The sequence below is a fragment of the Micromonospora rosaria genome, assembly GCF_001567585.1.
GTDB classification, from domain to species: Bacteria; Actinomycetota; Actinomycetes; order Mycobacteriales; family Micromonosporaceae; genus Micromonospora; species Micromonospora rosaria.
In genome coordinates this window covers 12,292-32,504 of sequence record NZ_LRQV01000022.1, presented here as the reverse complement: position 1 = coordinate 32,504, position 20,213 = coordinate 12,292, and the positions used below count along the sequence as shown (strand labels likewise).

The 20,213-nt window shown below is 74.6% G+C and carries 15 protein-coding genes; 1 reads left to right on the top strand and 14 read right to left on the bottom strand.

What is annotated here, in order from left to right:
• Positions 1–82 precede the first annotated feature (82 nt).
• From AWW66_RS09130 to AWW66_RS09120, 3 genes are all read right to left on the bottom strand, one after another.
• Entirely contained in the window at positions 83–520 is a 438-nt protein-coding gene (locus AWW66_RS09130) for a SitI3 family protein (protein WP_067362683.1), read from the bottom strand.
• 14 nt (positions 521–534) lie between these two features.
• Positions 535–957, bottom strand: coding sequence for a CdiA C-terminal domain-containing protein (locus tag AWW66_RS09125; RefSeq protein ID WP_067362680.1), 423 nt, complete (start codon positions 955–957; stop codon positions 535–537).
• A gap of 149 nt (positions 958–1,106) precedes the next feature.
• Complete coding sequence (locus AWW66_RS09120) at positions 1,107–1,634, bottom strand: DUF6244 family protein (RefSeq protein ID WP_067362677.1); 528 nt, start codon at positions 1,632–1,634, stop codon at positions 1,107–1,109.
• 212 nt (positions 1,635–1,846) lie between these two features.
• Between AWW66_RS09120 and AWW66_RS09115 the strand changes: the two genes are divergently transcribed.
• On the top strand, positions 1,847–2,308 hold the full coding sequence (locus AWW66_RS09115) for a PaaI family thioesterase (protein ID WP_067362674.1): 462 nt from the start codon (positions 1,847–1,849) through the stop codon (positions 2,306–2,308).
• On the opposite strand, the gene AWW66_RS09110 is transcribed toward AWW66_RS09115, so the two are convergent.
• The 11 genes from AWW66_RS09110 to aroA form a co-directional block, all read right to left on the bottom strand.
• Positions 2,287–3,915, bottom strand: coding sequence for a beta-ketoacyl [acyl carrier protein] synthase domain-containing protein (locus AWW66_RS09110; protein ID WP_245648066.1), 1,629 nt, complete (start codon positions 3,913–3,915; stop codon positions 2,287–2,289). The genes AWW66_RS09115 and AWW66_RS09110 overlap by 22 nt on opposite strands.
• Positions 3,915–5,000, bottom strand: a complete 1,086-nt coding sequence (locus AWW66_RS09105) for a branched-chain amino acid aminotransferase (RefSeq protein WP_067362671.1) — start codon at positions 4,998–5,000, stop codon at positions 3,915–3,917. Before AWW66_RS09105 ends, AWW66_RS09110 begins: the two co-directional genes overlap by 1 nt.
• Entirely contained in the window at positions 4,997–6,256 is a 1,260-nt protein-coding gene (gene fabF / locus AWW66_RS09100) for a beta-ketoacyl-ACP synthase II (RefSeq protein ID WP_067362668.1), read from the bottom strand. The genes AWW66_RS09105 and fabF overlap by 4 nt, the downstream gene beginning before the upstream one ends.
• Before the next feature lie 100 nt (positions 6,257–6,356).
• Complete coding sequence (locus AWW66_RS09095) at positions 6,357–8,105, bottom strand: condensation domain-containing protein (RefSeq protein ID WP_067362665.1); 1,749 nt, start codon at positions 8,103–8,105, stop codon at positions 6,357–6,359.
• Between the two features lie 34 nt (positions 8,106–8,139).
• A complete protein-coding gene (locus AWW66_RS09090) occupies positions 8,140–9,390 on the bottom strand; it encodes a cytochrome P450 (RefSeq protein ID WP_067362661.1) in 1,251 nt (416 codons plus the stop codon).
• 58 nt (positions 9,391–9,448) lie between these two features.
• The gene (locus tag AWW66_RS09085) at positions 9,449–11,332 is read right to left on the bottom strand and encodes an ABC transporter ATP-binding protein (protein ID WP_067362657.1); all 1,884 of its coding nucleotides are present in this window, start codon (positions 11,330–11,332) and stop codon (positions 9,449–9,451) included.
• Positions 11,329–13,332 carry an ATP-binding cassette domain-containing protein gene (locus AWW66_RS35930; RefSeq protein ID WP_067362654.1) on the bottom strand — a complete coding sequence of 668 codons (2,004 nt, stop codon included), beginning with the start codon at positions 13,330–13,332 and terminating at the stop codon, positions 11,329–11,331. The genes AWW66_RS09085 and AWW66_RS35930 overlap by 4 nt, the downstream gene beginning before the upstream one ends.
• A complete protein-coding gene (locus AWW66_RS09075) occupies positions 13,329–15,323 on the bottom strand; it encodes an FAD-dependent oxidoreductase (protein ID WP_067362650.1) in 1,995 nt (664 codons plus the stop codon). The genes AWW66_RS35930 and AWW66_RS09075 overlap by 4 nt, the downstream gene beginning before the upstream one ends.
• A complete protein-coding gene (locus AWW66_RS09070; protein WP_067362647.1) occupies positions 15,320–16,114 on the bottom strand; it encodes an SDR family oxidoreductase in 795 nt (264 codons plus the stop codon). Before AWW66_RS09070 ends, AWW66_RS09075 begins: the two co-directional genes overlap by 4 nt.
• On the bottom strand, positions 16,111–17,259 hold the full coding sequence (locus AWW66_RS09065) for an acyl-CoA dehydrogenase family protein (RefSeq protein ID WP_067362644.1): 1,149 nt from the start codon (positions 17,257–17,259) through the stop codon (positions 16,111–16,113). The genes AWW66_RS09070 and AWW66_RS09065 overlap by 4 nt, the downstream gene beginning before the upstream one ends.
• The gene (gene aroA, locus AWW66_RS09060; RefSeq protein ID WP_211271886.1) at positions 17,256–20,195 is read right to left on the bottom strand and encodes a 3-phosphoshikimate 1-carboxyvinyltransferase; all 2,940 of its coding nucleotides are present in this window, start codon (positions 20,193–20,195) and stop codon (positions 17,256–17,258) included. Before aroA ends, AWW66_RS09065 begins: the two co-directional genes overlap by 4 nt.
• Positions 20,196–20,213: the final 18 nt, after the last annotated feature.

Sequence of the window (20,213 nt, the reverse complement as noted above, 5' to 3'; positions counted from 1 at the left end):
CGCCCCGACGGGTCACCGGCCACCGGCCCGGCTACCGGCCCGCCGTCACGGTGACGCCTGCCCGCGGCGGGGCCGTAACTCGTCAGAGCGGCAGGTCGTGGTGCTGCCACCAGCTCTGTCGATGCTTTCGCACCGTCCCGCCGACCCGGGTCAGCAACAGCCAGTTGGCGTTCAGCACCAGGGCCGCGTCCTCGGGCCGATGGTCGAGGACGGCGGAGACACCTCGGAGCATGGCGGGGATGCCCCGCTCGGCCAGCGCATCCTTACCCATCGCGAAGTCGACCTGGAGGTACCTGTCGGGTTCCCAGACCCACAGGGATCCGTCCTCGTCCTCGGCGTCGTAGTAGCCGTGGTGCCCAGCGATGATGTCGACGCCGTACCCGAGCGCGTCGTCGAACCTCGAACTGAGCATCGGGCTGCCGGAGGCTGTCCGGCCCTCGGCGGCCCCCGGTGCGACGACCTCGGCGACCTCGCGCGCAGGAAGGTCACCTGTGAGGATCAGTCGGAACTCGATAGCCACCTCAACCGCCTTCGTCAGTCCCGTCGGACGATCTGAATGATCTCACCGTCGCCTCGCACCGCCACGAGTTCCTTCAGGTCCGGCACCGGCCAGTCGTCGAACTGTTTCTGGAGGGCACGCACATCTCCACGCCAGTCCTCCAGGTTCAACACCACGCGCTGGGTCTGCCCCTTGTCGACCTTCTGCCGGACCTCATCCCAGACACCGCGTACCGACTTCGGCGGGGTCGGCGCGTAACAGTCGAAGACATGCCCTTCCACCAGGTAGTCCGGCGTCCTCCCCGGATCTCCCGTGTCGCCGGTGACGAGCCGGGCCTGCGCGATCTCCGGCCTGGTCGGGTTCTGATGGACCTGGTAGCCCCGCGCCGCGACCGTGTCGGCACACTCGTTCTCCAGGTGCAGGGACCGCCGTACCTCGTCGTCCTCGCTCGGGGAGATCGTCGTGCGGCGGCCGGTGGGGCAACCGCCCCGGGTGCCCGTCGGCCGCCTGGTCCAGGCGGGCGGGAACGCGGGGTCGCCGGGCGCACCGTCGGCAGGGCGGGGCGGGTCGACGCCGGGGCTGGTCGGTGGGGTGCCGCCAGCCCCGGTCAGTTTCCCGAGGAGCCGAGCTGACGGGCCCGGTCGACGGTCGCCTCGACGGCCTGCCGCGCGCTCTGGGTGCGCTGCACCAGCAGCACCAGGACCTGCTTCACGCTGTCCAGCGTCTGCAACAGCGGGCCGGGCTGGCCGCCCTGCAACACGGCGCTGACGAGTTGCCGGGCCTCGTCGACGTGGCTGATGGTGGCGATGCAGGCCTCCCGGGCGGCGGTGACGCCCTGCTGTACGGGGGCGAGCGCGGCGATCGTCTCCTGCGGGGTGGCCCCCCGGGGTACCGTCGTGCTGGCCTTGACCGCCTCGCCGGCGCTCGTCGCCAGCGCGGTGAGCCCGGCCTGGACGGTGGCGAGGGCGTTCCGGACCCGGGCGATGCCGGCGGCGACCGCGGTGAAGCCGGTGCCGGCGGCCCGGACGGCGACCTCCTGGGCCTGGTTGTCGGCGGCGGCGGTCAGGCCCTGGGCCCGCTCGACCCCGGCCAGCAGGGCGTGCAGTTCGCCGGTGATCTCCTCGACAGTGGACATGGCTGGGACCTCACACGGTAGCGGGATCAGGGGTCCGAAACCTACCCGGTTCCGGCGGTGGCGGCAGCGTCGGGTGGTGACCGGCGCGCCGCCCGGACCGTCCGTCACCCGGTGGCCGACGGGCGGTGGTGTCAGGTTGACGACCGACCGACCGGCGGGACGCGACGCCCGACCAGCCTGTCGGACAGTGACGGACACCTATAGTGAGCGCCATGCGCGCACACCCGGTGATGTCGATGGACCAGGCGCGGGCGTGGCTCGCCGAGGTCCTGCCCGACACCGACGCCCGGCTGCGGGTCGAGAGCGTCGACGGCAACCGGGTGGTCTGCGCCGCCGGCCCCGACGGTCTCGAACGTCGGCGGGACGGCCCGCTGTCCGGGCCGGCCATGTTCTGGGCCGCCGACCTGGCCGGCTTCGTCGCGGTCAACGTCCTGCTCGGCCCGACGCCCTCGATGGTGCTCGCCACCAGCAGCATCAGCTTCCTGGAGCCAGCCGAGCCCGGGGTGCTGCGCGTCGCCGCCGAGGTGGTCAAGATCGCCAGCCGTTCGGCGGTGGTGGACGCGCGGGTCACCGACCACCGTGGCCACCTGGTCGCCATGGCCACGCTGCACTTCGCGTTGCCGTCGCGGGCCGGTCGGGTGGCGCTGGCCGCTCAGGCCGGGGCCGCGACGTAGGTGCCGCGCTGCCACGGATAGGTGGGCAGCGTGACGACCGTCCGGCCGGGCGCCGCCGGCACCGGCTCGTCCGGGGCGAGGGTCCGCACGGCCGGGTGCGCCGTACCGCCGGCCAGCGCGGCCAGCGCCGCCGCCGCGTCGCCCGCGTCGGCGGCGGCGACCCACACCGCGTGCCGGAGCCGGGTCCGCCCGCCGGTGGCGGTGTCGGCGAACGCCGGGTATGCCTCGTCGGGCAGGGACGCCAGGTGGTCGGCGTACCGGCGGGCCAGCGCGGCGAGCGCCGCCGGGGTGGCCGCCGAGACCAGCAGCCCGGCCGCCGCGCGTCCCGCCACCGTCGGATCGGTGACGGCCGGCTCGGGTGGCGGCGCGGGGGACAGCACCGCGTACGCGTTGGTGCCGCTCATGCCGTACGAACTCGTCGAGGCGCAGCCGCCGAGCCGCTGCTCCCACGGCACCGGTGCCACCGGTATCTCGATCCCGGTGCCGGTCAGGTCGATGCGCGGGTTCAGCGTGGCGTAGTTGGCTTGCGGCGCGATGACCCGGTGGTGCAGGCACAGCACCGCCTTGATCAGTCCGAGCGCCCCGGCCGCCGCCTCGGTGTGGCCGACGTTGCCCTTGACCGAGCCGACGTACAGTGGCCGGCCGTCGCGGCGGCCCAGGCCGGCGACGATCGCCGCCACCTCGGCGGGGTCGCCCAGCGGGGTCCCGGTGCCGTGCGCCTCGTGGAAACCGACCTCCCCGGCCGGCACCCCCGCCGCCGCGAGGACCGACTCGATGAGGGTCGCCTGCGCCGACACGTTCGGGGTGGTGAACGTCGCGGTCCGCCCGTCGTGGTTGATCCCGGTACCGCTGATCACGGCGAGGACGCGGTCCCGGTCCCGGCGGGCGTCCGCGAGCCGCTTCAGCACCAGCACGCCGCAGCCCTCCCCCCGCACGAAGCCGTTCGCGGCGGCGTCGAAAGGCCGGGACCGGCCGTCCGGCGACAGCGCGCCGGTCTGTCCCACGGACCGGGTGGTGTCCGGGGCGAGGATGAGGTTGACCCCGCCCGCCACCGCCACGTCGCAGTCCCCCACGGCCAGCGCCCGGCTCGCCGTGTGCACCGCCACCAGCGACGACGAGCACGCCGTGTCCAGCGCGTAGACCGGGCCGCGCAGGCCCAGGGTGTACGCGATCCGGCCGGCGGCGAAGCTGTGCCCGTTGCCGATCGTCCAGGACGAGTTCGGGTCGCCGGAGAGCCACTGCCAGTAGTCCCGGCCGGTGATGCCGACGTAGACCCCGGTGGAGGCGGCGACGGCGGCCACCGGGATGGCGGCGTCCTCGAACGCCTCCCACACCACCTCCAGCAGCAGCCGGTGCTGCGGATCGAGGACGCGCGCCTCCCGGGGCGAGATGCCGAAGAACTTCGGGTCGAAGTCGAACGGCGCGTCCAGGTAGCCGCCCCGGGTGACCATGCCGTCCCACCCGGCCCCGAACCTGTCGCGACGGTCGGCGGGCAGGTCGCCGGTGAGGTCCCGGCGTCGCAGGATGGCCGACCAGTACGCGTCGAGGCTGGTCACCCCGTGCGGCGCCCGGACGGCCATCCCGACCACGGCGATCGGTACGCCCACTACAGCACCCGGTGCATCCAGCCGTGGGTGTCCTCGGCCCGGCCGTACTGGATGTCCAGCAGGTGCTCGCGGAACTGCCGGGTGTACGTGCCGGGCTCGCCGTCGCCCACCGACGCGGTGAACTCCTCGCTCTTGAACCCGACGATCGGCGTGATCACGGCGGCGGTGCCGGCCGCGAACGCCTCGGTGACCGTCCCGTCGGCGAGGCCGGCGCGCAGTTCGTCGAGGCTGATCGACCGTTCGACGGGCTTCAGCCCGTGCGTGGCGGCGAGCGTGAGCACGCTGTCGCGGGTCACCCCGTCGAGGATGGTGCCCAGGCTCGGGGTGAGCAGTTCCTGGTCGGCGGTCACGAAGAACACGTTCATGGTGCCCGACTCGTCGATGTCGCGCCGCTGCTCCCCGCCCAGGTAGAGGACCTGCTCGCAGCCGTGCTCCAGCGCCTCCCGCTGCGGGTCCAGGCTGGCGGCGTAGTTGCCGCCGCACTTGGCCGACCCGGTGCCGCCGATCGCCGCCCGGCTGTACCGGGTGCTGATCCACAGGGTCACCCCGGTGACGCCGCCGGGGAAGTACGCCCCGGCCGGGCAGGCGATCACCGAGTAGGTGACCTGCCGGGCCGGGCGCACGCCCAGGAACGCCTCCGTGGCGTACATGAACGGGCGCAGGTAGAGGCTCTGCTCCCCGCCGTACCCGGGCACCCAGGCCTCGTCGGCGCGGACCAGCGCGGCCACGCTCTCGACGAACGTCTCCTCGTCGAGTTCGGGCAGGACCAGCCGGCGCGACGACGCGGCGAAGCGGCGCGCGTTGAGGGTCGGCCGGAACAGCCACACGCTGCCGTCGGCGTGCCGGAACGCCTTGAGCCCCTCCAGGATCTCCTGCGCGTAGTGCAGGACCGCCGCGCCGGGGTGCAGGGTGATCGGCGCCAGGGCGGTCACCTGGTGGTCGTGCCAGCCCGCGTCCGGCGTCCAGGCCACCGTGACCATGTGGTCGGTGAAGTACCGGCCGAACCCGGGGTCGGTGAGGATCTCCTCCCGGGTCTGCGGCGGGGTCGGGCGGTCCGTCGGCCGCACCTGGAACTGGACGGTCATGCGGGCTCTCCTTGGGACAGTCTGTCGGTGAACACGGCGACGCAGTTCTGCCCGCCGAAGCCGAAGGCGTTGGTCAGGGCGGTCCGCACGGGCAGTTCCCTGGCCTGGTGGGGCACGTAGTCGAGGTCGCACTCCGGGTCCGGCTCGGTCAGGTTGATCGTGGGCGGCACGATCTGCTCGCGGATCGCCAGGGCGCAGACCATCGCGCCGAGCGCGCCGGCCGCGCCGATCAGGTGACCGAGCATGGACTTCGGCGCGCTGACCGCGACCCGGTCGGCGGCCGTACCGAGGGCCGCGCGGATCGCCACCGTCTCCGTCCGGTCGTTGGCCTGCGTGGACGTGCCGTGGGCGCAGATGTAGTCGACCTCGTCGGGGCGTACGCCGCTGCGGCTCAGCGCCTGCCGGATCGCCGTCGTGGCGTGCACCCCACCCGGGGCGGGGGCGCTGACGTGGAAGGCATCGCTGGTCAGCGCGCCGCCGGCGAGGACCGCGTAGTGGCCGGCGCCCCGCCGCCGGGCGTGCGCGGCCGACTCCAGGACCAGCACCACGGCGCCCTCGCCGAACACGAAGCCGTCCCGGTCGGCGGAGAACGGTCGGCTGGCCCCGGCCGGGTCGTCGTTGCGCTCGGACATGGCGCCCATGCTGACCAGGCCGGCGAACATCGCGGGCGTGATCGCCGCGTCGGTGCCGCCGCAGACGACCACGTCGGCCTCGCCGCTGAGGATCAGGCGGCGGGCGTCGAGCAGCGCGTACGCGCCGCTGGCGCAGGCCAGCGCGCTGGCGTTGACCGGCCCGTGCGCGCCCAGGTCGATGGCGATCTCGCAGGCCGGCATGTTGGTCAGCGAGGAGGGCACGAACTGGGCGCTGGGCGCGGACGGGACCGGCGCGAGGAGGCCGCGGGTGGCCGCCTCGACGGTGTCGAAGCCCGCGACGGCGGCGTTGACCACCACCCCGACCCGGTCGGCGCCGGCCTCGTCGACGGCCAGTCCCGCGTCGGCGACGGCCTCCCGGGCGGCGACCACCGCGAACTGGCTGAACCGGGCCATCCGGCGGGCCCGTTTCGGGGTGAAGTGGGCCGCCGGGTCGAAGCCCCGCACCTCGGCGGCGATCCGGGTGGGCAGCGCGGTGGCGTCGAAGGCGGTGATCGGGCCGACCCCGGACGTACCGGCCAGCAGGCCCTGCCAGGTGCTGTCCCGGTCCAGGCCCAGGGGGGTGACCGCGCCGATGCCGGTGATGACGACGTCGCCCGCTAGCATCCCGACACGGCCTCACTTCTCCGGCACCGACCAGCCGACAGCACACTATCAATCACCGTGACTGCCCGGCGGGCGTCCGCGGTCGCGCCGCTGCCCCCGTTCACGCCGGTCGTCCCGACCCGCGCGCGGCGACGGGCGCGTCCCGCCAGGCCGCCGGCCCGCTGCCGGTGCGTGGTGCCGCCGCGCAGATGACGTACTCCGTCGGTGCCGCGACGCCGGTCTGGCCGGGCAGCAGGTCGAGCACCCGCCGGTGCAGCGTCCCGGGCGACAGCGACGGGTCGGCGACGTACGCCGTCAGGTGCGCGCCACCCGTCGGGTCCCGGTCGGTGACGACGGTCGCGGTGGCCCCGTCGGCGGCCCGGCGGACCAGGTCCGCCACGTCGTCGGGGCGGACCCAGCCGGTGTCGGTCCGGACCCAGTCCGCGCCCCGCCGGGCCGGGGTCAGGCCGATCCGCGCCGCCACCTCGGAGACCCGGATCTCCTCGGTGACCGCGTCGCACAGCAGCGTCTCGATCCCCCGCACGATCGTCTCGCCGGCCGGTGCCGGCAGGTACGCCGTGTCGACCAGCAGTCCGAGCCGGCACCGCCCGTCGCCGGGGTTGCTGGCGGCGACCATGAAGGTCATGTCGCTTCTGGTGAGCGGGTCCAGTCGGGTGTACTCGGAGGCGCGGCGCAGGTCGGCGAGCTGGGCCGGTCCCGGGGCGGGGCCGGTCGGGGCCCAGTCGTTGCCCCGGTGGCCGTTGTTGAAGTACGCGGACAGGTCGAACGACACGCCCCGCCGCCGGCCGGTCTCCGTCACCACCCGGTGGACGCCGGCCGGGTCGCACTGGGCCCGGCGGTACGCGTCGAACGCGGGGCGGTGGACCTGGCGGATGGCGGTGAGCAGGTCGACGTCGGAGACGGTGCAGGTGAGCAGGGCGTCCAGGGTGTTCAGGGCGATCAGGTCCCGGCTGCGCCGGTCGAGCCGGTTGCCGGTGATCAGCTTGAGCACGCAGGTGTCATGCCCGTTGTACGCGGTGAGGATGACCGTGGTGAGGCCGAGCAGCACCGTCGAGAAGGACGTCCGGGTCCGGGCCGCCAGGGTGACCGCCGCCGCGGTGACCGCCGCCGAGTCCAGCAGGTGCCGTTCGATCGGGTGGTCCCCGGTCGGGGCGCGCGGCACGTCGAACATCGACGCCGGGGCGGTGGCGAGGCCCTGTGCCCAGTGCCGCAGTCCCCGTTCGCTCTGCTGCCGGCCGGCCTCGGAGGACTGGTACGCGGCCTGTTCCAGCGGCTGCGGGGCCGGGGACTCCCGCGTCGGCGTCCCGTCCCCGTTCCCGTCGAGCCGGTCGAGGAGCAGGTCGACGAGGGTGCCGAAGGACCAGCCGTCGAACGCCAGGTGCGAGCCGACCAGCGCGAGCCCGGTGACCCGGCCAACGGCGTCGACCACGCCGCCGACCCGCAGCGGCCACTCGGTGTCGTGGTCGAACGCGGCCTCGGTCAGCTCCTGCGTCAGGTCCGCGCCGACGCGGGCCGGGTCGCCCCCGTCGTCGACCACGGTGACCTCGTACGTGCCCGCCGCCGCCACCTGCTGCCGCGGCTGGCCGGCCGACTCGACGTAGTGGGTCCGCAGGGTCTGGTGGTCCTCGATCAGCGTGCGCAGCGCCGCGAGCAGCCGGTCCGGCGGCACCGGCGTGGCGAGCACGAGCGTGCGGCCGATGTTGAACTGGTTGGCCTCCTTGCCGAACCACCGCAGCGGTCCCCACATCACGCTCTGCGCCCAGGTCAACGGCCCGGACGCGGCCTCGCCCGCCGCGAACGGCAGGTCGAGGCGGGTGGCCACCGCGCCGCCGGTCGTCGTGTCACTCACTGGGGTCCTCCCTTGTCGGCTGCTGCTCGGTCGCTCACGCCGGCTGCGCGACCGGGTCCGGGGACTTCGGGGTCAGCCGCAGCGGCAGGTGGTCGAGCCCCCGGAACGCCGGGCTCGGTACCTTGACCAGCTCGCCGATCAGCTCGATGTCGTCGGTGCGGTCGATGAGCATCCGCAGGAACGTGGCCGCCTGCAGGCGGGCCAGGTGCATGCCGACGCAGGTGTGGATGCCGGCGCCGAAGCCCAGGTGGCCGTCGGTGCGCCGGTCGATGCGGTACGCGTCGGGGTCGGGGAACTTGCGCGGATCGCGGTTGGCGGCGGCGAACGACAGCTCGACCCGGGCGTCCTTCGGGATGGTGGTGGTGCCGACGACGACGTCGCGGGTGGCGGTGCGGAAGACGTTCTGCACGGGCGGGTAGAAGCGGGCCGTCTCCTCGATGGTCGCCGGGACCAGGTCGGGCCGTTGCCGGACCAGGCGGAACTGGTCGGGGTGGTTCAGCAGGGCGTCCAGCATGTTGCCCAGGAAGTGGGTCATCGTCTCCTGGCCGCCGACCAGCAGGGTGAGGCAGAGCCAGAGGATCTCGTTCTCGGTGACCTTGCCCTTGGCCGCGGCGGCGAACAGCTTCGAGACCACGTCGTCGCGGGGCGGTTCGGCCCGCCGTCGGGTGAGCAGGCCGCCGAGGAAGCTGGACAGGCCGGCGACCGAGGCGAGCGCGGACTTCGCCGCCCGCAGCCGCAGCGCGTTCTCGTCGGGGTCGTCGGGCGCCCGCTCGCCGACCTTCGCGTTGGCGACGAAGCTCTCCAGCACGCCGGCGGTGAGCTTGAGCTTGGCCAGGTTGTCGTGGGGCACCCCGACGATCGTGGTGACCACCTTCACCGGCAGCAGGATGATCGCCTGCTGCACCAGGTCGATGTCGCCGGTGGCGACGGCCTCGTCGAGCAGGTCGCCGCAGACCTTCTCGATGAAGGGCCGCCAGAACTGCACGCCCCGGGGCGAGAAGTCGTGCCGGATCAGGCCCCGCATCCGGGTGTGGTCCGGCTGGTCCAGCCCGAACAGCACGGGCAGCGTCGACCGGTGGTACGCGATCCCCTCGGCGGAGGAGAGTCCGGCGTGGTCCTTGGCCGCTGCCTTGACGTGGTCGTGGCGGATGACCAGCCACATGTCGCGGTCGGGCAGGTACAGCGGTTCGTCGGCGCGCAGCAGCCGCTGGTACTCGGGATAGGGGTCGTCCATGGCGCTCGGGGAGAAGGGGTCGAACTCGTCGGTGTGCGATGCGCTGATCACTGCCGTTCCTTCCGCAGGTCGCCGTTTCGGGTGGGCGGGACGCCGGCGTCCGCCCTGGTCACCGGTACGCCCGGGCGTGCAGGTCGAACATCTCCGCGTAGCGGCCACCGGCGCGGACCAGGTCGGTGTGGCGGCCAATCTCGGCGACCCGCCCGTCGGCGAGCACCACGATCAGGTCCGCCACCGCGACGGTGGAGAACCGGTGCGACACGAAGACGCTGACCGCGCCGGTCCCGGCGGCGATCCGGCGGGTCTGGAGCCGGTACCGCTCGAACAGGGCGTGTTCGGCCTCGGCGTCGAGGGCCGCGGCGGGCTCGTCGAGGAGGACCAGCAGGGGGTCGTCGCGCATGAACGCTCGGCCGAGCGCGAGCTTCTGCCACTGGCCGCCGGAGAGTTCCGCGCCGTCGGTCCAGCTGCGTCCCAGCGGGGTGTCCAGGCCGGCTTCCAGGTCACCGACGAGGTCACCGGCGCCGGCCCGGTCCAGGGCGGTCCGGACGGCGGGCTCGTCGTCGAGCCGGGGCAGGTCGCCGACGCCGACGGTCTGCCGGGCCGGCAGCTCGAACCGGACGAAGTCCTGGAAGCCGGCCGCGATCCGGGCCCGCCACGCCGGCAGCGGCAGGTCGGCCAGGTCGACGCCGTCGACGAGGATTCGGCCGCTGGTCGGGCGCAGCAGCCCGCACACCAGCTTGACCAGGGTGGTCTTGCCGGCGCCGTTGTCGCCGACGACGGCGACGGTCGCCCCGGCCGGCAGGTGCAGGTCGAGGCCGCTGATCGCCGGCTGTTCCGCGCCGGGGTAGCGCAGCGTGACGTCGACCAGCCGGATGCCGTCGCGCAGGCGGGCGGGCAGGACGGCGGCCGGCGGGGCGGGCCGCCCGCCGTCGTCCGGGCCGGCGGCCCGGACCAGAAGGTGGCGGCCGTCGTCCGGGGCGGCGGCCCCGGCCGGGGTCCGGCGGCCGTGGTCGGGTCCGGCGGCCCCGACGAGGGCGTGGACCTCGTCGAACCGCTGGTAGACGCTGCGCAGCCGCTGGAGGTCCTGCAACACCCCGACCGCCGCCGCCACCTGCTGGTTGACCTGGGCGGCGATGGCGATGACCAGGATGACGTCGCCGATCCCCCGCCGGCCGGCGACGGCGTCACGCAGGATGAGCAGGACGGCGGCGATGTAGCCGGCGGTGAAGGCCAACTGGCCGGCCATCCGGATCAGGCTCGCCCCGCCCTGCGTCCGCCACAGTCGCCGGGTGCTGTCCTGCCACAGCGCCCGGTGGCGTCGCCGTACCTCCTGCTCCAGGCCGAACGCGCGCAGCTCCTTGCCGGCGGCGGCGGTGGTGGCCAGCCGGAACAGGCCGAGCGCCCGCCGGGTGGACTCGGCGGTGGCCTCCCGCGACCGGTCCACCCGCCGCTCCGCCCACCGCCCGGCCAGCAGCGGCGGTACGGCGACCAGCGGCAGCAACAGCAGCAGCGGGTTGAGCCAGGCCAGCACCGCCGTGGTCAGCGCCATCGCCACCGCCAGCCCGACACCGGTCAGGACGGCCTGCAGGCCGACGCGCAGCTGCTCGATGTCCTCCTCCAGGACGGTGACCTTGTCGGCCAGGTCCGTCTGCTCGAAGTGGGCGGTGCCGGGTGACCCGTTGGTGGCCGCCATCAGCTCCTGGTGCAGGTGCAGCACGTCCAGCTCGGACAGTTCGAAGTAGGCGATGTGCGCGAAGTGGCTCAGCGTGAGCCCGGCGATGAGCAGGGCGGCCACCGCGACACCGGCGAGGCTCGCGGCGACCGGCCGGCCCGTGTTCGCGGCGTCGAACAGCACCCGCAGCATGATCGCCACCAGAGGCCAGGCCGCCGCGCCCGCGACGACCAGGACCAGGGCGGTGACGGCCTTGCGCCGGTCCTGGCGCAGCGAGGTCCGCCACAGGGTCCAGGCGGCCGACAACAATCCGTGACTCATCTGCCGCTCCCCTCCCGGATGGTTGCGGCCGGGGTGCCGCGCTCCGGTGGGTGGTCGTCGCCACCGGAGGGTCCGTCGTCGCCCGGCGGGTGGTCGCCGTCGGGCTGCGGGAGGAACCGGGCCGCCTGCAGGTCGAACAGCCGGGCGTACCGGCCGCCGTGGCGGCGCAGTTCCTCGTGGGTGCCCTGCTCGGTGACCTGGCCGTCGGCGAGCACGATGATGTGGTCGGCGCGGCGGACGGTCGCGAACCGGTGCGAGATCAGCACCGTGGTCACGCCCGCCGTGGCGGCGATGACCTCGTCGAAGAAGCGGGCCTCGGCGCGGACGTCCAGGCTCGCCGTCGGTTCGTCGAGCACCAGGACCGTCGCGCCGTGCCGGACGGCGAACAGGGCGCGGGCGATGGCGAGGCGCTGCCACTGCCCGCCGGAGAGGTCCACCCCGCCCCGCAGTTGCCCGGACAGCGGGGTGTCCAGGCCCCGGGGCAGCGCGTCGAGGGTGTCGAGGATGCCGGCCGCCTCGGCGGCCGCGCGGATGCCGGCCCGGTCGTCGGCGTGCGCGGCGGCGCCGAGCGCGATGTTGTCGGCGGCGCTGGCCTCGTACCGCAGGTAGTCCTGGAAGATGACGGCGAGGGTGGCGCGCCACTGCCGGGCCGGGACGGCGTCGATGGGGCGGCCGTCGGCGGTGATCCGGCCGCCGGTCGGGGTGGCCAGCCGGGCCAGCAGCTTGACCAGGGTGGTCTTGCCCGCCCCGTTGAGCCCGACGATCGCGGTGCACTGCCCCGGGGGCAGGGTCAGGTCCAGGTCGGTGAAGACCGGGGTGGGTCGCTGCGGGTAGCGGTAGGACACCCCCTCGAAGCGGATCACGGCGGGGGCGGTCGGGCCGCGCCGGGCGGGGACCGGCGTCGGGGCGGGGTTGCCGGTGTCCCGGTCGGCGGGGGCGGTGCGGGCGGCCATGCCGGCGCGGAACGCGCCGACCGCCCGGTAGGCGTTCATGCCGAACTGGGTCTGCACGTCGGCCTCGGGGTAGAAGTCGCCGAGCTGGATCGCCGCCAGGACGGCCTGGATGACCAGGGCCAGCCGGGTGATGTCGACCTGCCGTTGGCCGCCGGCCACGCCGAGGGCGGCGAGCACCGCGACGAGCGCCACCAGTCCCACGGCCGTGTACGCGAAGTAGGGCTTGAGGTAGACCCGTCGCCGTTCGGTCCACACCGGGCGCATCCAGTCCAGGTACGCCGACCGGTGCTGGTCGCGCAGCCAGGGCAGGAGCCCGAACACGCGGATCTCGGTGGCCGCTGCCGGGCCGGTGGCGATCCGCCGGAAGTACGTCAGCCTGCGCGCCCGGGCCACGACCGTGGCGTAGATCGCCGCGTACTTGCGCAGGCCACCGCGTTGCCCGTGGCGGAACACCAGGACGGTGACGAGCAGTCCCGCGCCGGCGAGCCAGGAGAACGCGTACCCGACGACCACGGCGTACCCGGTGAGCTGCCCGTAGCGGGCGAGCAGGGCGAGCATCCCGGCGGCGGCGGCGCCGGGGCTCTGGACGCCGTGCTCGACCTCGCGGGCGGCCTCGCTGAGCTGGTCGGTCACCGCCTGGTCGGCCAGCGGTTCCAGGCCGACGCTGCCGAGCGCGGCGTCCATCAGCTCGTCGGCGACCCAGCCGTCGATCCGGCGCTGCACCAGCAGTCCCGTGGTGACCTGCACCTGGGCCAGGAGCTGTTGCGCGCCCAGCGCCACGGCGGCGAGGACGAACGCGGTCACCAGCCGCTCGAAGGCCGGCGAGTCGACGCCGTCGCGGACGGCGGCGGGCAGCCGGCCGACGAGCAGGCTCGTCTGCACGACGAAGAGCACCGGCGCGGCGGCGAGCAGCACGTTGGTGACGACGGCGGCGGTCACCGCCGTCCGTCCGGCGCGCGGCAGCAGCCGCACGATGCGCCACCGGTCCACGGTGGTGCGCCGCAGCGCGCCGAGGGGGGACGCCGATTCCGGCCCGGCCACGGTCATACGCGTTCCTCGATCTCGACGGGTGGGGTGGTCCGGTGCGCGACGTGCTGGAACGCCACGGCGGCGGCCCGGCCCTGGTCGAAGGCCCGGACCGCGTCCAGTCCGGTGCTGTCCCGCGCGCCGCCGACGACGTGGTGCCAGACGCCGGCCCGGCGGGCCGTCGCCACGAGCGCGTCGTTGGGAAGCTGGCCGGCGGCGATCACCACCGTGTCGGCGGCGACGGTCGCGCGGTGCCCGTCGGCGTCGGTGTAGTCCACCGCGTCGGGGCCGATGCGCAGGTCCCGCACGCCGGGCACGACGGCGACCCGCTGCCGGCGCAGCTCGGCGAGGACCGTCCAGCGGGTCGACCGGCCCAGCCGGGGACCGAGCCGGTCGCCCCGGTGCAGGATCGTCACCTGGCGGGGCGGCGTCGCCGACCCGGGGTGGCCGGCCAGGTGCGCCAGGTCCACGGCGATGCCGCCGCCGCCGACCACCACGACCCGCCGGCCCAGCGCGCCGTCGGCGAACGCCGCCGGGTAGTCGAGCACGTGCGGCAGGTCGACGCCGGGCAGGTCCAGCCGCCGGGGCCGGACCCCGGTGGCCACGACCACCCCGTCGTAGCGGCGGAGCAGGTCCGCGTCGGCGGCGGTGACCGGCCGGCCGGTGCGCAGGTCGCCGCCGAGCCGGGCCAGTTCGGCGGTCAGGTAGCGGATCGCGTCGAGGTAGTCGGCCTTGCCCGGTACCCGGCCGGCCAGCCGGAACTGGCCGCCGGGTTCCTGGTCGGCCTCGTAGACGGTGACCCGGTGCCCGGCCAGGGCCAGGTCGTGGGCGGCCTTCAGGCCCGCCGGCCCGGCCCCGACGACGGCGACGGCGCGCGGCGGCCCGCCGGTGGGCGGGGGCGTCTCGTGTTCCCGCCCGACGGCCGGGTTGACCATGCAGGACACCGGGTCGTCCACCAGTGACCGGTCGATGCAGGCCTGGTTGCAGGCGACGCAGACGTTCACCGGCCGGCCCCGGCGACAGCGGTCGACCAGGGCCGGGTCGGCGAGGAACGGCCGCGCCATGGAGACCAGGTCCAGTGGGGTGCCGGCCAGCACCTCCTCGGCCTGGGCCAGCCGGGTGATCCGGTTGCTGGTCGCCACCGGGAGCGCGCCGACGGCTTCCTTGACGGCCACCGCCACCGGTACCCAGTGTCCGGGTGGGACCAGGGCCTGGACCGTCGGCACCGGGGACTCGTGCCAGCCGACCCCGACGTTGAGGGCGTCCGCGCCGGCGGCGGCCAGCGCGCGGGCGTACCCGGTCACGGTGTCCCGGTCGGTGCCGCCGGCCATCAGGTCGTCGCCGGTCATCCGGACCACGACGGGGAAGTCGGGGCCGACGGCGGCGCGGACCGCCCGGACCACGGCCGTGCCGAAGCGCATCCGGCGGTGCGGGTCGCCGCCCCACTCGTCGTCGCGCTGGTTGGTCAGCGGGGACAGGAACTGGTCGAGCAGGTACCCCTCGGAGCCCATGATCTCCACGGCGGCGAAGCCGAGGTCCCGGGCGTGGTGGGCGCCCCGGGCGAAGTCCGCCACGGTGGCCTCGACCTGGGCGGGGTCGAGGGCGTGCGGGGTGTGCCGGGAGAACGCGGAGTACACCGCCGACGGCGCGACGGGGTGCGGGCCCCCGGTCGCCGGCCGGGCGTACCGGCCGGCGTGGAACAGTTGCAGGGCGAGCAGCCCGCCGGCCTCCCGTACCTCGGTGGCGACCCGGCGCAGCCGGGCCCGGAACCGCGCGTCGTCGAGCACCCCGTACCCGGGCCCGCCGGCGCCCACGGCGCTGACCGCCGCGCCCCCGGTCACCATCAGCCCGGCGCCGCCGCGTACCCGCGCGAGGTAGAACGCGGCCAGTGACCGCCCGTCGTCGTCGCGGTTCTCCCAGCCGAGGTGCATCGCCCCGGTGACGACGCGGTGCGGCAGCGCCAGCCGGCCGATCCGGCCGGGGCGCAGCACGTGTTCCAGGACCTCCGTCATCTCAACGGGGCACTCAGATCTTCGAGGAACGGCGGCGAGACGATGGACAGGCCGCCGTCGACGACGAGGGTCTGCCCGGTGACGTACTCGGCCGCCGGGGAGAGCAGGAACGCGACGACGTCGGCGACCTCCTGGGCGGTCCCCGTCCGGCCCTTAGGGATCTTGGGCAGCACGGTGGAGAGCGGGGCCATGCCGGGCACGTCGTAGAAGTACTCCGACGACTCGGTGGTGATGATGCCGCCGTTGACCGCGTTGACGTTGATGCCGCGTCCGCCGAACTCCAGCGCCATGTACCGCACCCACGCCTCGATCGCGGCCTTGGCCGCCCCCAGGTTCGCGTAGGTGGGGTAGGCGCGGATGCTGCCGTAGCTGGACAACGCCACGATCCGGCCCCCGTCGCGCATCAGCCGGACGGCGTGCTGGCAGCCGAGCACGAAGGCCCGCATGTTCATCGCGTACGAGCGGTCCAGGTGGTGCGGTCTGAGGTCCAGGATGTTCTTGAACGAGCTGGCCGCGGCGTTGCAGACGAAGAAGTCGAGCCCGCCGAACTCGGCCTCGGCGGTGGCGAAGAGCCGGTCGATCTCCTCGGGCTGCTCCACGTCGGCGGCGACGGTGACCGCCTTCGCGCCCAGTTCCTCGATCTCGGTGCGGACCTGCTCGGCGAGGTCCGCGTTCTTCTTGTAGTTGACGACGACCGAGCAGCCGCCCTTGGCCAGGGTGAGGGCCAGCGCCCGGCCGATGCCCCGGGAGCTGCCGGTGATCAGTGCGGTCTTGCCGTGGTAGTCGGTCACTGTCGCCCCGCCAGGATCTCTCGTGCGATCACCGTCTTCTGGATCTCGTTGGTGCCCTCCTCGAAGCGCTGCGCGCGGGCGTCGCGGTAGACCCGCTCGATGGGGCTGCCCTCCCAGTAGCCGATGCCGCCGTGCACCTGCAACGCCTTGTCGGTGACCCGGGTCAGCATGTCGACGGCGACGAGCTTGGCCATCGAGGAGAGCGCGTCGGCGTCGGTCGCGCCGGCCTCCCACCGGCGGGCCGCGTGCAGGGTGAGCTGCCGGGCGGCCTCGATGTCGGCGGCGTTCTCGGCGAGCGCGAAGGAGACCGCCTGCCGGGCGGTGAGGGGCTTGCCGAAGGTGACCCGCCGGCCGGCGTGGGCGACCGCCAGTTCCTGGGCGCGTCGGGCCAGGCCGACGCAGGTCATCGCGACGCCGATACGGCTGGGGGTGAGGAAGCCGCCCAGCGCGACCGCCAGGCCGGCGCCCTCCTCGCCGAGCCGGTTCGCCACCGGCACCGGCGCCCGGTCGAAGACCAGGTGGGCGTGGTCGGTGCCGCGGACGCCCATGGTGTCGGGCATCGGCTCGACCCGGACCCCGGCGACCCGCCGGTCCACCATCAGCGCGACGGTGCCGTCCTTGCCGGCGGTGCCGGCGAGGCGGGCGAAGAGCAGCCAGTAGTCGCAGCTCACCCCGAAGGTGATCAGGTGTTTCTCGCCGGAGAGGTGGTAGGTGTCGCCCTCGCGGACCACGCTGGCACGCAGGTCCGCCCCGGTGCCGGCGACGGGTTCGGTGAGCGTGAACGCCACCCGCAGGTCCCCGGCGACCTGCGGCAGCACGAACCGTTTGCGCTGCTCGTCGGTGGCGAACTGGTCCATCGCCCGCCAGACGCCGTTGCAGACGTGCACGATCATCCGCAGCGAGGCGTGCGACATCGAGAACAGTTCCAGCAGCCGCAGGTACTGGCTGAAGGAGAGCCCGGCGCCGCCGTACTCGGCGGGCGCGGCCAGCCGCAGGTAGCCCCGGTCGCGCAGGTCGTGCCAGAGCTCCGGGGGCACCGTCCGGGTGCGTTCGATCGTCTCGGCGTACTCCTCGCCGGGCCCCCGGACGAACGATTCGACCTCCCGGGCGAGTGTCGCGAACGCCGCGCCGTCGTCTTCGGTCACTGGGTCTCCTCGCTGATGATCTTCTTGAGCTGGTCTCGGAGCAGGAACTTCTGCACCTTGCCGACGACGTTGCGGGGCAGTTCGGCCACCGTCTCCAGCCGCTCCGGCCAGTACTGCTTGGCGAGCTTGTGCTCGTCGAGGAAGCGCTGCATCCCGGCGAAGGTCAGCGGCTGTCGCGGCACCACGAAGGCGCAGGCCCGTTCGCCCAGGCGGGGGTCGGGCATGGCCACGATCGCCACGTCCCGGACGGCGGGGTGGGTGTGCAGGAGCTGCTCCACCTCCGCCACGGGGATCTTCTCCCCGCCCCGGTTGATGACGTCGCGGACCCGGCCGGTGATCCGGACGAACCCGGCGTCGTCGATGACCGCCAGGTCGCCGCTGCGGTACCAGCCGTCGGGGGTCAGCGCGGCGGCGGTCCACTCCGGCTGGTCGAGGTACCCGACGAAGAGGCAGTCGCTGGAGACCTCGAAGTTGCCCTCCGCGCCAGCGGGCAGCACGGCGCCCGCGTCGTCGGTGACCCGGACCCGGACCCCGCGCAGCGCCCGGCCGTCGGTGCCCCAGGCGTGGGCGGGCTCGTCGGTGGGCGCGGACAGGGTGCCGAGGCAGGACTCGGTGGACCCCCACGCGCCGCAGACCGCCGCGCCGAGGGTCGCGCGGGCCTGCCGGGCCAGCGCGCGGGGGACGGCCGCGCCGGTGGCGACGAAGGTCCGCAGCGCCGCCGGTGGCTCGCCGCCGTCGGCGACGGCGTCGACCAGGTCGGCGAGGAAGGGCGTGGCGGCCTGGACGAAGGTCGCGCCGGTGCGGTGCAGGGTGACCAGGGCGGTCGGACCGTCCCAGACCGGTTGCAGCACCACGGGGGCGCCGAGGACGAGGCCGACCCACATGCCGTAGAGGAAGCCGGTCTGGTGGGCCAGGGGCGACGGCACGTACAGCCGGTCGGCCGCCGTCAGGCCGAGGTGCCGGGCCTGCATGGCCGCGGCGCGGGTCAGCGTGTCCATCCGGTGCAGCACGCCCTTGGGCGCGCCGGAGGTGCCGGAGGTGAACAGGAGTTGCGCGAGGGCGTCCGGGGCGGGCCGGTGGGCGCGCAGGGCCGCCGGGTCGGGGCGTTGCCGGGCGGTCGCCGCGTCGAAGCGCTGCCACCGCGCCCCCGCCGGGGTGTCGGGCAGCGCCCCCGTGCCACCGACGACCAGGACGTGCGCCACGCCGGGCGGGTCGGGCGCGGCGAGCACGGCCGCCGTCTCGGCGACGTGGTCGCGGCCCCGGAAGCGGTGGCAGACCACGAAGACCCGGGCCCGGCTGCGCCGCAGCAGGTCGGCGACCTCCCGTTCGCGGAAGAACGGCATCATCGGGCAGCACACCGCCCCGATGCGGACGGTGGCCAGGGTGAGCACGACGAACTCGTGCCAGTTGGGCAGCTGCCAGGCGACCACGTCGCCGGGACCGACGCCCAGTTCCCGCAGCAGCGACGCCGCCTCGTCGGCCCGCCGGTCCAGTTCCCGCCAGGTGAGCGGGCCGCCGGGGCGGCCGGGCGAGGCCGCCTCGATGACGGCGTGCTGGTCGGGCTGCGCGCGGGCGTGCCGGCGCACCAGGTCGCCCAGCACGACGGCGGCCAGCCGGCCCGGCGTGGGCACCGCCCGACGCGGGTCCGGCCGTACGGGCGCCCGGTCGACCGCCATGTTCATGCCGATCCCGTTCATCTGGTCCAGGAACCGGGGGTACGAGATCCGGTGCGCGTTCGGGTAGGTCAGTCGGCTCTCGCCGGTGGCCCGGGAGGCGGCCACCGCCAGCGCCATGAGCACCCGGTGGTCGTTGAAGGAGGACAGGTCCGCCTCGCGTAGCTGCGGCACGCCCTCGCAGAGCAGCCGGTCGCCGTCCAGCCGGACCCGTCCGCCCATCCGGTTGAGCTGCGCCATGGCCGCCACCCGGTCGGACTCCTTGAGGCGGACGTGGGCCACGTTCTCCAGCACGGTGGTGCCCCGGGCGTGGGCGCCCAGCACGCTGAGCACCGGCAGCATGTCGGGTACGGCGCGGCAGTCCACCCGGACCGGGGCCAGCCGGGAGCCGTCGTGGCGGACCCGGACCCAGCCGGTGGCCGGGTCGCGCCGCAGCGGCAGGCCCATCTCCCGCAGGTACTCCAGCAGGTCCGCCTCGGGGTGGTCGAGGTCGCCGGCGCCGACCGCCGGCAGTCCCCGGAACAGCACGTCGGAGGGGTGCAGGGCCGCCGCCGCCAGGCCGAAGGCCGCCGCGCCGACGTCCGGGGGCAGGTGGACCACCGCCGGGGTGGCCCGCTGGCCGGGATCGATCTCGAACCGCCGGCCGTCGGCGCGGACGGTGACGTGCAGGCCGAACTGCCGCATCATCGCGATGGTCAGGTCGACGTAGGAGCGTTCGTTGAACGGGCCGACGACGTCGACCACCGTCGGGCCGGTGGCGAACGGGCTGACCAGCAGCAGACTGGAGATCCACTGGGAGAGGGTGCCGGGGATCTCGACCCGGCCGCCGGTCGGCGGGCGGGCCGGGATCCGGATCGGCAGCAGCCCGTCGGTGGCGGTGATCTCCACGCCGATGCCGGCCAGGGCGTCGAGCAGCGGCCGGATGGGCCGGCGGCGGAAGTACTTCTGCCCGGTGATGGTGACCGGGGCGCCGGCCAGCGCGGTCAGCCCGGTCAGGAAGTACAGGGTGGTGCCGGAGCTGCCGACGGAGACCTCGGGACGGACCGGCTGGTAGCGCCCGCCGCGCACCACGAACGTGTCGGCGTCGACGGTGATCGAGGTGCCGAGGTCCCGCAGGGCGCCGATGGTGTGCCGGACGTGGCCGGCGCCGCAGGCGCCGTGGATGTGGCTCGTCCCGTCGGCCAGCGACGCCAGGATCAGGGCCCGGTGGGCGTGGTACTTCGAGACGGGGATGTCCAGCTCCCCCGCGAGGGGTTCGCCCATCCCCTTGACGACAAGGCG